The organism is Streptomyces cavernicola, from assembly GCF_029968035.1.
Taxonomy (GTDB): Bacteria; Actinomycetota; Actinomycetes; order Streptomycetales; family Streptomycetaceae; genus Streptomyces; species Streptomyces cavernicola.
The window spans coordinates 18,545-31,163 of sequence record NZ_JASCIQ010000003.1 but is presented as its reverse complement, the minus strand read 5'-3'; the positions used below and the strand labels follow the sequence as shown (position 1 = coordinate 31,163).

Here is a 12,619-nt window from a genome sequence, read left to right as displayed (position 1 = left end):
AAATCTCTACCCACCGGTAAGCCCTAGGGTCGAACCATGCGCCGAGCAAAAATCGTCTGCACCCTGGGCCCCGCCACCGACTCCTACGACCAGATCAAGGCACTGGTCGAAGCCGGAATGGACGTAGCCCGCTTCAACCTCAGCCACGGCACCTACGCCGAACACGAGGAACGCTACAAAAGAGTCCGAGAAGCCGCCGAAGAAACCGGCCGCAGCGTCGGCATCCTCGCCGACCTTCAAGGCCCGAAGATCCGACTCGGCCGCTTCACCGAAGGCCCCGTACTCCTTGAACGCGGCGACGAATTCACCATCACCGTCGAAGAAGGCGTCCAAGGCGACCGCCAGACCTGCGGCACCACCTACGAAGGCCTCGCCGCCGACGTCACCACCGGCGAACGCATCCTCGTCGACGACGGCAAAGTCACCCTCCAAGTCACCGCCGTGAACGGCCCCCGCGTCCACACCACCGTCATCGAAGGCGGCATGGTCTCCGACCACAAGGGCCTCAACCTCCCCGGCGTCGCCGTCTCCGTCCCCGCACTCTCCGAGAAGGACGTCGAAGACCTCCGCTGGGCCCTGCGCACCGGCGCCGACATCATCGCCCTCTCCTTCGTCCGCAGCGGCCGCGACATCGAAGACGTCCACCGCATCATGGACGAGGAAGGCCGACGCCTCCCCGTCATCGCCAAGGTCGAAAAACCCCAGGCCGTCGACAACATCGACGACATCGTCGCCGCCTTCGACGGCATCATGGTCGCCCGCGGCGACCTCGGCGTCGAAATGCCCCTGGAACAAGTCCCGATCGTCCAGAAGCGCGCCATCAAACTCGCCAAGCGCAACGCCAAACCCGTCATCGTCGCCACCCAGATGCTCGACTCGATGATCGACAACTCCCGCCCCACCAGGGCGGAAGCATCAGACGTGGCGAACGCGGTGATCGACGGCACCGATGCCGTGATGCTCTCCGGCGAGACCAGCGTCGGCAAACACCCCGTCGAAACTGTGAAGACGATGTCCCGCATCGTCGCCGCCGCCGAGGAAGACATTCTCGCCAAGGGCCTCCCACCCCTCACCGAACGCAACAAGCCCCGCACCCAAGGCGGCGCAGTCGCCCGAGCAGCCGCCGAAATGGGCGACTTCCTCGGCGCGAAATTCCTCGTCGCCTTCACCCAGTCCGGCGACACCGTCAAACGCCTCTCGCGCTACCGCTCCCCGATCCCCCTCCTCGCCTTCACCCCCGACGCGGCCACCCGCTCCCAACTCAACCTCACCTGGGGCGTGGAGACCTTCCTCGGCCCGCACGTCGACTCCACCGACGCGATGGTGGCCCAGGTCGACGAGCAGCTCCTGAAGATCGGCCGCTGCGAGAAGGGCGACATCGTCGTCATCACCGCCGGCTCACCCCCCGGAGTCCCCGGCTCCACAAACCTGGTCCGCGTCCACCACATCGGCGAGGACGACAGCCCCAAGTAGGGGTTCGGGGGCGGGGGTGTTCAGTACTTGGGGCCTATGTGGGCGTCCATGAGGGCCACTGAGGCTTTTCGGGCCACCGAGGTGTTGTACGGGTTTCCGTTCCGTGCGCAGTGCGCCCACTCCACGCCGAGGCGGTCCAGGGTGTCCGTGAAGAGCTTCCGGATGTCGTCGGAGACGTTGGTGAAGAAGTACCTCGGGTACTCATAGCGCTTACGTACTCCGGCGACGATCCGCGTCGTCCAGTTGGTGATCCGGCACCCGTCGGAATGGATCAGTCCGCGTACGAACTCCCAGGGGTGCGCGTCGACGATCTCCTGCTGCCAAGGCTCCAGGGCGATCTTGCGCTCGTGCTTCTTGCCGGGGCCGTGCTGGGGGAACAGACAGGTCAGGTGTTTCGAGTAGACCTTGATGTTCTGGCATCCCGTGCGCTGTAGGCGGTGGACGCCGTTGTCCGGGAAGACCTTGCGCATGGCGGCCTCGGTCTCGTTGGCGATGCCTGGCCATGCGTCGGCGGCGGTGATCATGAGGCTCGGTACGCGGTGTCCCGAGTAGTGGCTGATGTGGCCGTCGCCCAGGTACTGGCCCAGGAGGTACGAGTACGCGGCCGCGTCCAGCGGGCGTCCGTCGCAGCGTGGACACAGTGGATTATGGGCGCCGGGACACTCGCCACGCTTGGCGCGGTCAACGTGCTTCCAGTACGAGATCGTCCCCAAGGGGATGTTGAGCTCCCGGGACACGTCCGCGTTCTTGGCTCCGCCCCGGAGTAACGAGAGCGCCCGTTGTCGAACTGATGTGCTGTGTTGGTGCATGTGACCACAGTGCGTGACCGAGGGTGACTTTGCACAGCAAAAAGCGGAGGTTCACGCGAACGTGAACCTCCGCTTGAGAGTTGGTGCCGGGTGCGGGACTCGAACCCGCATGCCGTGAAGCGCGGTCTTTTGAGGACCGTGTGTATACCGATTCCACCAACCCGGCGTGACTTGCTGCCCGGAAGTGTACCGGGTCTCTGCGTCGCCCCGCCCCTAGGTAGGCTGCATAGCAGCACGACCTGCCCGGCCCGAACGAGGAGCCCACACGTGACCGCCCCCGAGTCGCCCCAGCCCGACGACGACCAGTCGCACGTGCCTCCGCTGACGACCCGTGTCGTCATCGCCGAGGACGAGGCGCTGATCCGTCTCGACCTCAAAGAGATGCTCGAGGAGGAGGGGTACTCCGTCGTCGGTGAGGCGGGTGACGGGGAGAAGGCCATCGAGCTGGCCCGTGAGTACCGCCCCGACCTGGTGATCCTGGACGTGAAGATGCCGGTGCTCGACGGCATCTCGGCGGCCGAGAAGATCACCGAGGAGTCCATCGCGCCGGTCCTGATGCTGACGGCGTTCTCGCAGCGCGACCTCGTGGAGCGTGCGCGGGACGCGGGTGCGATGGCGTACCTGGTGAAGCCGTTCAGCAAGGGCGATGTCGTTCCGGCGATCGAGATGGCCGTGTCCCGGTACACGGAGTTGAAGACGCTGGAGCGGGAGGTCGCGGACCTTTCGCAGCGTCTGGAGACGCGGAAGCTCGTGGACCGTGCGAAGTCGATTCTGCAGACGGAGTACGGCCTGACGGAGCCGGCCGCGTTCCGCTGGATCCAGAAGACGTCGATGGACCGTCGGATGTCGATGCAGCAGGTGGCGGAGGCCGTCATCGAGGATTCCGAGGAGAAGAAGGCGAAGTAGCAGTTCGCTGGTTTTCTCTTCGTACGCGGCGGAGGCCCGCACCCGAGTTCCGGGTGCGGGCCTCCGCCGCGTACGAGCAGCTGTGCGCTCAGTCCTCGCCGAGGTACGCCTTGCGTACGGATTCGTCGTGGAGGAGGTCCTGTCCGGTGCCGGAGAGGACGACCTTGCCGATTTCCATGACGTGTCCGTGGTCGGCGAGTGAGAGTGCGGCCTGGGCGTTCTGTTCGACGAGCAGGATCGTCGTGCCCTGGGACTTCAGCTCGACGATGGTCTCCATGATCTTCTGCATCATGATCGGGGAGAGGCCCATGGAGGGTTCGTCGAGCATGAGCAGTTTCGGCTGGGACATCAGGGCGCGGCCCATGGCGAGCATTTGCTGCTCGCCGCCGGAGAGTGTTCCCGCGGCCTGCTTCCTTCGTTCGCCGAGGATCGGGAAGAGGTCGTAGGCCCGCTGGATGTCCTTTTCGATGCCCTCTTTGTCGTCGCGGAGATAGGCGCCGAGGCGGAGGTTGTCGGTGATGGTGAGGCGCGGGAAGATGTGCCGGCCTTCGGGGGAGTGGGCGAGGCCCATGGCGACGATTTTGTGGGCGGGGACGCCGTTGAGGGGTTTCCCGTCGAAGGTGATTTTTCCGGAGAGCGGCTTGAGCAGTCCGGAAAGGGTGCGCAGTGTGGTGGTTTTTCCCGCGCCGTTGGTGCCGATGAGGGTGACGACCTGGCCGGCTTCGACGGTGAAGGAGATGCCTTTGACGGCTTCGATCTTGCCGTAGGCGACCCTGAGGTCCTCGACTTCCAGTAGTGCGGTCACTGGTCGTCCTCCGTGCGGGTGTCGGTGCTGGGTGCTGCTTTTGCGGAGGGGGTTTCCTGGGCGGCTTCGGCTGCTTCGACTTCGGCTACTTCTTCGTCGCCCGGTGCGCCTTCGAAGGGGGTGCCGAGGTAGGCGGCGACGACGCGTTCGTCGGCTTGCACGACGTCGGATGTGCCTTCGACGAGTTTTTCGCCTTGTACGAGTACGGCGACGCGGTCGCAGAGGTTGAAGATGAACCGCATGTCGTGCTCGATGACCAGGACGGCGATGCCTTGGTCGCGGATGGCGAAGACCAACTCTTCGGTGGCGCGGGTCTCTTGGGGGTTCATGCCCGCGGTGGGTTCGTCGAGGAGGAGGAGGCCGGGTTCGCTGGCGAGGGCGCGGGCGATCTCGAGTTTGCGCTGTTCGCCGTACGGGAGGTTGCGGGCGAGGTGGTCGGCTTTGTGGGCGAGGCCGATGAACTCCAGGAGTTCCATGGCTCGTTCGTGGGATGCGGCTTCGGCTTTCTTGAATCCGGGGCCGCGGAGGAGGGCCGACCAGAGGCCTTCTTTGGTGCGGGTGTGACGGCCGACGAGGACGTTTTCCAGGACGGTCATATTGGCGAAGAGCCGAATGTTCTGGAATGTGCGGGCGATGCCGGCGCTGGTGACGAGGTGGGGTTTCGGGGGGAGGACGGTGCCTTTGTAGGCGACGGTGCCTTCCGTGGGGACGTACAGGCCGGTGAGGCAGTTGAAGAAGGTGGTTTTGCCTGCGCCGTTGGGGCCGATGAGGCCGACGATCTCGCCGCTGTTGACAGTGAGGCCGACGGAGCGTACGGCGGTGAGTCCGCCGAAGCGCATGGTGACGTCTTTGGCTTCGAGGACGGTGGTGTTTGTGGTCGTCGTCATGGTGGTCACGCCCCCGCCTTGGCGGTGCCGACGGCGTCGTCGGGGAGTCGTTGGTCTGGTACGTCGAGTTGGCCGGTCTCGTGGAATTCGAGTTGGGCGCGCTTGTTGGCGACGAGGCCTTCTGGGCGGAATCGCATGAGGAGGATGAGGGCGAGTCCGAAGAGGAGGAGTTGGAAGTCCTCGAGGAACTGGAGTTTGGCGGGGATGAGGTAGAGCAGGGCGGCGCCGATGAGCGGTCCGCTGATGGTGCCCATTCCGCCGAGGATGACTGCGGCGAGGAGGAACGCTGAGTTCGGGGGCACGGTGTTGGCGAAGAGGTACTGCTCCGGTGTGATGCTGTAGGAGACGTGTGCCTGGACCGTGCCGGCGAATCCGGCGAGGGTGGCGCCGAGGGCGAAGGCGATGAGTTTGACGCGGAATCCGTTGATTCCCATGGCGGTTGCGGCGGTTTCGTCCTCGCGTACGGCGACCCAGGCGCGGCCGATGCGGGATTCTCCGGAGCGTCGGAAGACCATGACGACGACTGCGGTGAAGAGCAGCATCAGGAGGTAGTAGTTGCCGGATCGGCCGAGGGTGAATCCGGCGATCTCGTGGGGCATTCCGAAGTTGAATCCGAAGAGTTCGAGGTCGGGAATGTTCGGGATGCCTTGGGAGCCGTTGGTGATGTCGGGGCCCGCGCTGCCGTTGAGGTTGTTCATGGTGATGCGGAAGATCTCGCCGAAGCCGAGGGTGACGATGGCGAGGTAGTCGCCGCGGAGCCGCAGGGTGGGGGCGCCGATGAGGACGCCGAAGATGAGGGAGGCGGCGGCGCCGACCAATACGGCGGCCCAGAAGGGGAATTGGACGCCGAAGGTGGACTGGGGTGATCCGGATACGAGTGCGGCGGTGTAGGCGCCGACGCCGAGGAAGGCGACGTATCCGAGGTCGAGGAGTCCGGCGAGGCCGACGACGACGTTCAGGCCGAGGGCGACGGTCGCGAAGATGAGGATGTTGGCGCCGATGAGGGCGTACGACTCGTCGGTCTGTGTGAAGGGGAAGCAGGCGGCGGCGATCAGTGCTGCGGTGAGGGTGATCGTGCGGTGCTTCGCGGTGAGCCGGTTGAGGCGGGCGATGAGGCCTGCGCGGAACACGGCGGGGGCGACGAGGGCGACGGTGATGAGGAAGCCGACGAAGAGTTCGGAGTAGGCGTCGATGCCGTAGGCAAAGACGTAGAGGCCGATGCCGAACGCGGCGGTGATGATGAGGATTTCGGCCCAGTTGGGCAGTTCCTTGGCGCGTGGTGCGGGGGGTGCCTTGAGGGCGTGCTTGAAGCGGGCCCAGGCGCCGGTGGTGTCTTCCTCGGCCGGCAGGTCGTGGGGGAGGCCGAGGGCGGCGATGACGGCGATGAGTGCGCCGACGCCGGAGACCCAGGCGCCCGGTTCGAGGTTGATGATGCCGCCGAGCTGTACGGAGATCGCGGCGATGGCGTAGAGGGTGGTGCCGAGTACGCCGAGTGCGGTGAGCAGGACGGGGCTGCTCTTGCCGGCGGGGGTGAGCCAGGTGAGGCCGCGGATGCCCATGCCGGAGAGGGTGAAGAGGGCGGTGAGGGTGGCGCCGACGAGGGTGAGGACCTGCAGGCCGCCGGGGTAGCCGGTGACGGTGAGGTTGCCGGGGAATTCCTCGGTCCAGGTCCAGGCGAGGAAGGTGCCGGCGAGGGCGAGCGCGGCGCCGGCGAGGACGCCGGTGCGGGCTGCGGTTGCGGGCAGGGGGAGCAGCGAAGTGGGCTGCTGGGCAGGGGTTTTGGTGGTCATGGGTATCACGCCCTGTCCGCGACGCGTTCGCCGAGCAGGCCTTGTGGCCTGAGTAGCAGTACGAGGATGAGGAGGGTGAAGGCCCAGACGTCCTTCCAGGCGCCGCCGCCGAAGAGTTCCATTCCGGGGATGTCGCCGATGTAGCCGGTGGCGAGGGATTCGGCGACGCCGAGTACGAGGCCGCCGAGCATGGCGCCGTAGATGTTGCCGATTCCGCCGAGTACGGCTGCGGTGAAGGCTTTCAGGCCGAGGATGAAGCCCATTTTGAAGCCGACCTGGCCGTTGTGGAGTCCGTATCCGACGGCTGCGATGGCGGCGAATGCGGCGCCGATGGCGAAGGCCATGACGATGATGCGGTCGGTGTTGACGCCCATGAGCTTGGCGGTGTCAGGGTCTTGGGCGGTGGCCTGCATGCCGCGGCCGGATCGGGTTTTGTTGACGAAGAGGCCGAGGGCGAGCATGCAGAGCGGTGCGGCGATGAGGACGAAGAGGCTGCCTCGTTGGATGTTGGCGCCGAGGATGCTGAGGGGTTCGCCGTCGAACTGCGGGAAGGAACGGTCCTTCTTGGCGTCCGGGTACCACTTCCAGACGGCCTGCTGGAGGAAGATGGAGAGGCCGATGGCGGTGATGAGGGGGGCGAGTCGTGGTGCGCCGCGCAGGGGGCGGTAGGCGAAGCGTTCGGCTGCGGTGCCTACGGCGACGGAGCAGATCATGCCGCCGATGATCATGAGGGGGATGGCGGCGGCGAGGGAGAAGCCGTCGGGGAGTACGAGGTAGACGGTGAGGGCGCCGAAGCCCCCGATCATGAATATCTCGCCGTGGGCGAAGTTGATGAGCTGGACGATGCCGTAGACCATCGTGTAGCCGATCGCGATGAGTCCGTACATCGCGCCGAGGATGAGTCCATTGGCCAGCTGCTGCGGCAGTTCGTTCACCGCAAGGCCTCCGTGGAATGGTTCGGATAAGGCGCCGCGCGGGAGCGCTCGTAGCGCTCCCGCGCGGTCTGGGTCAATGCCGTTCTTGGCCGGGAGGCCGGGTTCTTTATTCGGGCTTGTAGGCCCCGCTGAACTCCGGCTTCCACGCCTTACCGTCGACCTGGTAGGCGGTCATCATGGTGTTGGTGGTGTCGCCGTACTCGTCGAAGGAGACGTTTCCGGTGACGCCCTCGAACTTGACCTTGCTCATGGCTTCGAGGACGGCTGCGCGGCCGTTTTCGGGGAGCTTTCCGTCGTTCTCTTCGACGGCGATCTTGACGGCTTCGATGATGGACCAGGTGGCGTCGTAGGTGCCGCCGCCGTAGGCCTCGTAGGCGTCCTTGTATCCGGCCGCCTTGTAGTTCTTGATGAACGTCTTGGCGGAGTCGAGGAGTTCGACGGGCTTGCCGACGGAGGTGGCCAGGTCGCCGGCGGCCTTCTTGTTGAGCTTGATGAAGTCGGCGCTGTAGATGCCGTCGCCGCCCATGAGCGGGATCTTGGCGCCGGAGTCCTTGATCTGCTGGCTGAGGGGGCCGGCCGCGGGGTATTCGCCGCCGTAGTAGACGGCTTCGGCCTTGGAGTTCTTGACCTTGGTGGCGACGGCGTTGAAGTCGCGGTCCTCGGGGTTGATGTGGTCGGAGTCCACGATCTTTCCGCCGAGTTGGGTGAAGGTGTCCTTGAAGGACGCGGCGAGGCCGGCGCCGTAGGTCTTCTGGTCGTCGATGAGGTAGACCTTCTTGATCTTCGCCTTGTTGTAGAGGTACTTGGCGGCGAAGTCGCCCTGGACCTGGTCGGTCGTGGCGGTGCGGAAGAAGGTCTTGAAGGGGCGCTTGCGGTCGCCGGTCTTCCAGCCGTCGCCCTGGGTGAGCTCGGTGCCGGTGTTGGCGGGGGAGACCTGGACGAGGCCCGCGTCGTTGAAGGGCTTCTGCATCGACTGGGAGACGTTGGAGTTCAACGGCCCGACGACGCCGAGTACTTCATCGTTGCTGATGAACTTCTGGGCGTTCTGCTGGCCGACCTGAGGCTGGGCCTGGTCGTCGGTGGCTTCGAGTTTGAACTCGACGCCTTCGACGGTGCCTTCCTTGTTGGCGGTCTTCACGGCGAGGTCGGCGGAGTTCTTGATGCCGAGGCCCAGTGCGGAAAGGTCACCGGTCAGGGGTGCGTCGACGCCGATGACGACGGTGGTCTTGCCTCCGTCACCGCCGCCTTTTCCTTCGTCGCGCGATCCGCAGGCGGTGAGAGTGAGTGCCCCGGTGGTCAGCACGGTGGTGAGTATGAGCAAGGAACGGTTTCGCACGATTGGTCCTTTCCCTGGCGCGGCTTCCTCATTGGTAGAGGCGCCGTGTGATCGCCGGGCCGTACTGGGTGTGGTACAGGGCCGTGCAATTCAGTTCGCGCCCGGCGGCGCGGTGACTGGCGGTGACTCTAAGCGCAGGTGAAGGAGTGTGGGAGCGGTGCGGGGAAGGATGTGACGTTCTTGTTATGCGGGGTGAATGAGGGGCGGGGAAGTGAGGTCCAAAGAGCCCTTTTGGTGCTGTCACCGTCGTTCGCATGGTGAGAATTTGCAGTTCCGCTCAGTGGCCGCAAATGATCTTGATGGTGTCCGCGGGTGTGAATCCTGCAGTGTGAATACGGGATTTCGGCGGCTCGCTTTGTGTGAACACATTGTGTCGGTGAGCCTCGGCTTCATTACTCACGGTTACCGCGAAGGGGTGCGAGGTCTTATCGGAAGCCGTCGGGCGCCCGGTTCTCGCGATGGTGTTCTGTGCGTTTCCGTCGGGTCTGTCGACCCGTCAGGGTGTGGCAAACCTGGTCCGCCGGGCCGAGCCCCACAACAGACGGGCGGGGCACGTCACTTGAGTGACGCGCCCCGCCCGCGGTGACCCGGGGTTGCCGGGCCGGCTGCCGTGCTCGGCCGATCGCCGGCGCTCAGCTCTCCTTGCCGCTCCCCTGTGCCGCCCGGTCGCCCGCCGGGACGGCGTCCCGGAGCAGGCAGGTCAGGCGCGCGGTGCAGACCCGCTTGTCCTGCTCGTCGCTGATGACGATCTCGTACGTGGCGGTGGAGCGGCCCCGGTGCACGGGCGTGGCGACGCCGGTGACCAGGCCGGAGCGGACGCCGCGGTGGTGCGTGCAGTTGAGGTCGACGCCGACGGCGATCTTCGACGTGCCGCCGTGCAGCATGGAGCCGACCGAGCCGAGCGTCTCGGCGAGCACCGCGGAGGCGCCGCCGTGCAGCAGCCCGTACGGCTGGGTGTTGCCCTCCACGGGCATGGTGCCGACGACCCGGTCCGGCGCGGCCTCGAGGACCTCGATGCCCATCCGGGTGCCGAGGTGTCCGGCGGAGAACAGGGCGGGCAGGTCGACGCCGAGCGCGGCGTACTCGTCGACGATCTCCTGCGGGAACTTGACGTTGTGCTTCTCGCCCATGGGCCTCGACTCCAGTTCGTCGTCCTTGTGGCGGCGGTACGGCCGCGCGCTGCACCGTACCCACCGCCTGAGCAAACGCTTAGACGAGGGGCGATTGTTCCAGACGCCCGCCCGATGTCCCTAGGGGCGGGCCTCCAGGCGTACGACGACGGACTTGCTGGCCGGGGTGTTGCTGGTGTCGGCGGTCGCGTCGAGCGGCACCAGGACGTTCGTCTCCGGGTAGTACGCCGCCGCGCAGCCGCGGGCCGTCGGATAGTGCACGACGCGGAAGCCCAGCGCGCGCCGCTCCACGCCGTCCTGCCACTCGCTGACCAGGTCGACGTACGCACCGTCGGCGAGGCCGCCGAGCTCGCGGGCGTCGGCCGGGTTGACGAGGACGACGCGGCGGCCGTTCCTGATGCCGCGGTATCGGTCGTCGAGACCGTAGATCGTGGTGTTGTACTGGTCGTGCGAGCGCAGCGTCTGCAACAGCAGCCGCCCGTCGGGCAGTTCGGGGTACTCGACCGGGGCCGCAGTGAAGTTGGCCTTCCCCGTGGCCGTCGGGAAGCGGCGCTCGTCGCGCGGGGCGTGCGGCAGGGCGAAGCCGCCGGGCCGTGCCACGCGCGCGTTGAAGTCGTCGAAGCCGGGCACCACGCGCGCGATGCGATCGCGGATCGTCGCGTAGTCCTTCTCGAACTCCTCCCACGGCGTGACGCTCTTCTCGCCCAGGACGCGGCGGGCGAGCCGGCTCACGATCGCCGGCTCGGACAGCAGATGCCGGCTCGCGGGCTCCAGGCGCCCGCGCGAGGCGTGCACCATGCCCATGGAGTCCTCGACCGCCACGAACTGCTCGCCACTGCCCTGCAGATCGCGCTCCGTCCGGCCGAGCGTCGGCAGGATCAGGGCGCGCGCCCCGGTGACCGCGTGGGAGCGGTTCAGCTTCGTCGACACATGCACCGTCAGGCGGGCGCGGCGCATCGCCGCCTCCGTCACCTCTGTGTCGGGCGACGCGGACACGAAGTTGCCGCCCATGGCGAAGAACACCTTCGCGTCGCCGTCGCGCATCGCGCGGATCGCACGCACCACGTCCAGGCCGTGCTCGCGCGGCGGGGCGAACCCGAACTCCCGCTCCAGGGCGTTCAGAAAGGCCGGGGCGGGCCGCTCGAAGATGCCCATCGTGCGGTCGCCCTGCACGTTGGAGTGGCCGCGCACCGGGCACACCCCCGCACCCGGGCGGCCGATGTTGCCGCGCAGCAGCAGGAAGTTGACGACCTCGCGGATCGTGGGCACCGCGTGCTTGTGCTGTGTCAGGCCCATCGCCCAGCACACCACCGTGCGCTTCGAGGCGAGCACCATGGCGAGGGCCTCCTCGATGCGGGACCGTTCCAGGCCCGTCGCCGCGAGGGTCTCGTCCCAGTCGGCCGCACGCGCGGCGGCCGCGAACTCCTCGTACCCATGGGTGTGTTCGCGTACGAACTCCTCGTCCATGGCGCCGTCCGCATCGAGGATGAGCTTGTTGAGGAGGCGGAACAGGGCTTGGTCCCCGCCGAGGCGGATCTGCAGGAACAGGTCCGTCAGGGCCGTGCCCTTCAGCATGCCCTGCGGCGTCTGCGGGTTCTTGAACCGCTCCATGCCGGCCTCGGGCAGCGGATTCACCGTGATGATCCGCGCCCCGCCGGCCTTCGCCTTCTCCAGGGCGGACAGCATGCGCGGATGGTTCGTGCCCGGATTCTGCCCGGCCACGATGATCAGATCCGCCTTGTGGAGGTCCTCCAGGAGGACGCTGCCCTTGCCGACGCCGATGGTCTCCGTGAGCGCCGAGCCCGACGACTCGTGGCACATGTTGGAGCAGTCCGGCAGGTTGTTCGTGCCGAACTCGCGGGCGAACAGCTGGTACAGGAACGCCGCCTCGTTGCTCGTACGCCCCGACGTGTAGAACAGCGCCTCGTCCGGCGAGGCGAGGGCGTCCAGCTCCTCGGCCACGATGTCGAACGCCCGCTCCCAGGTGACCGGTTCGTACCTCTCCGCGCCCTCCGCCAGATACATGGGGTGCGTGAGGCGGCCCTGCTGGCCCAGCCAGTAACCGCTGCGGCGGGCCAGGTCCGCCACCGGGTGCGCGGCGAAGAACTCCGGCGTGACCCGGCGCAGCGTGGCCTCCTCGGCGACCGCCTTCGCGCCGTTCTCGCAGAACTCCGCCTTGTGCCGGTGCTCCGGCTCGGGCCAGGCGCAGCCGGGGCAGTCGAAGCCGTCCTTCTGGTTCACGCGCAGCAGCGTCAGCGCCGTGCGGCGCACACCCATCTGCTCCTGCGCCATGCGCAACGTATGCCCGATGGCGGGGAGCCCGGCGGCGGCGTGCTTGGGGCCTTCGACCTGCGGGGCGTCCTGGACGGGATCGCCGGCGGGGGGCTTGCCTGCCATGACCGGTCTCCTTCGAACAGTCACTGTCTGCGTACATCTCGATCCTCGCACGAGCGTCGACCGGCCCGGCCGGCCTGTGGATAACTCCGCGGCCCGTCGTACGAGGGGGCCGTGGGCGGACGCGGAACGGATTGTCAGTGGGGCGTGGCAG

General features: G+C 66.9%; 10 protein-coding genes and 1 tRNA gene. 2 read left to right on the top strand and 9 right to left on the bottom strand.

Features of this window, described 5'->3' with window-relative positions; translation table 11 throughout:
• The first annotated feature begins 36 nt into the window (after positions 1 to 36).
• On the top strand, positions 37 to 1,473 hold the full coding sequence (gene pyk / locus QIS96_RS03725; protein WP_282540888.1) for a pyruvate kinase: 1,437 nt from the start codon (positions 37 to 39) through the stop codon (positions 1,471 to 1,473).
• Between the two features lie 20 nt (positions 1,474 to 1,493).
• Here pyk and QIS96_RS03720 read toward each other — a convergent pair whose 3' ends face one another.
• Entirely contained in the window at positions 1,494 to 2,282 is a 789-nt protein-coding gene (locus QIS96_RS03720) for a helix-turn-helix domain-containing protein (RefSeq protein WP_282540887.1), read from the bottom strand.
• Between the two features lie 81 nt (positions 2,283 to 2,363).
• Positions 2,364 to 2,448, bottom strand: a tRNA-Leu gene (locus tag QIS96_RS03715).
• Between the two features lie 101 nt (positions 2,449 to 2,549).
• Between QIS96_RS03715 and QIS96_RS03710 the strand changes: the two genes are divergently transcribed.
• Entirely contained in the window at positions 2,550 to 3,188 is a 639-nt protein-coding gene (locus QIS96_RS03710; protein WP_282540886.1) for an ANTAR domain-containing response regulator, read from the top strand.
• A gap of 88 nt (positions 3,189 to 3,276) precedes the next feature.
• Here the strand turns inward: QIS96_RS03710 and QIS96_RS03705 are convergent, their stop codons facing one another.
• The 7 genes from QIS96_RS03705 to QIS96_RS03675 form a co-directional block, all read right to left on the bottom strand.
• Positions 3,277 to 3,993 carry an ABC transporter ATP-binding protein gene (locus tag QIS96_RS03705; protein ID WP_282540885.1) on the bottom strand — a complete coding sequence of 239 codons (717 nt, stop codon included), beginning with the start codon at positions 3,991 to 3,993 and terminating at the stop codon, positions 3,277 to 3,279.
• Positions 3,990 to 4,880, bottom strand: a complete 891-nt coding sequence (locus QIS96_RS03700; RefSeq protein WP_282540884.1) for an ABC transporter ATP-binding protein — start codon at positions 4,878 to 4,880, stop codon at positions 3,990 to 3,992. The genes QIS96_RS03705 and QIS96_RS03700 overlap by 4 nt, the downstream gene beginning before the upstream one ends.
• A 5-nt stretch (positions 4,881 to 4,885) precedes the next feature.
• A complete protein-coding gene (locus QIS96_RS03695) occupies positions 4,886 to 6,670 on the bottom strand; it encodes a branched-chain amino acid ABC transporter permease (RefSeq protein ID WP_282540883.1) in 1,785 nt (594 codons plus the stop codon).
• Between the two features lie 5 nt (positions 6,671 to 6,675).
• Positions 6,676 to 7,605, bottom strand: coding sequence for a branched-chain amino acid ABC transporter permease (locus tag QIS96_RS03690; RefSeq protein ID WP_282540882.1), 930 nt, complete (start codon positions 7,603 to 7,605; stop codon positions 6,676 to 6,678).
• A 106-nt stretch (positions 7,606 to 7,711) separates the two neighbouring features.
• Positions 7,712 to 8,926, bottom strand: a complete 1,215-nt coding sequence (locus QIS96_RS03685) for a branched-chain amino acid ABC transporter substrate-binding protein (RefSeq protein WP_282541097.1) — start codon at positions 8,924 to 8,926, stop codon at positions 7,712 to 7,714.
• 647 nt (positions 8,927 to 9,573) lie between these two features.
• On the bottom strand, positions 9,574 to 10,071 hold the full coding sequence (locus tag QIS96_RS03680) for a PaaI family thioesterase (protein WP_282540881.1): 498 nt from the start codon (positions 10,069 to 10,071) through the stop codon (positions 9,574 to 9,576).
• Between the two features lie 120 nt (positions 10,072 to 10,191).
• Positions 10,192 to 12,468 carry an FdhF/YdeP family oxidoreductase gene (locus QIS96_RS03675; RefSeq protein ID WP_282540880.1) on the bottom strand — a complete coding sequence of 759 codons (2,277 nt, stop codon included), beginning with the start codon at positions 12,466 to 12,468 and terminating at the stop codon, positions 10,192 to 10,194.
• Positions 12,469 to 12,619 lie beyond the last annotated feature (151 nt).

Bases quoted from the DNA above. Each gene is read 5' to 3' on its own strand.
- QIS96_RS03700 (WP_282540884.1), bottom strand. From the start codon at position 4,880: ATGACGACGACCACAAACACCACCGTCCTCGAAGCCAAAGACGTCACC.
- QIS96_RS03680 (WP_282540881.1), bottom strand. From the start codon at position 10,071: ATGGGCGAGAAGCACAACGTCAAGTTCCCGCAGGAGATCGTCGACGAG.
- QIS96_RS03695 (WP_282540883.1), bottom strand. From the start codon at position 6,670: ATGACCACCAAAACCCCTGCCCAGCAGCCCACTTCGCTGCTCCCCCTG.
- QIS96_RS03675 (WP_282540880.1), bottom strand. From the start codon at position 12,468: ATGGCAGGCAAGCCCCCCGCCGGCGATCCCGTCCAGGACGCCCCGCAG.
- pyk (WP_282540888.1), top strand. From the start codon at position 37: ATGCGCCGAGCAAAAATCGTCTGCACCCTGGGCCCCGCCACCGACTCC.
- QIS96_RS03720 (WP_282540887.1), bottom strand. From the start codon at position 2,282: ATGCACCAACACAGCACATCAGTTCGACAACGGGCGCTCTCGTTACTC.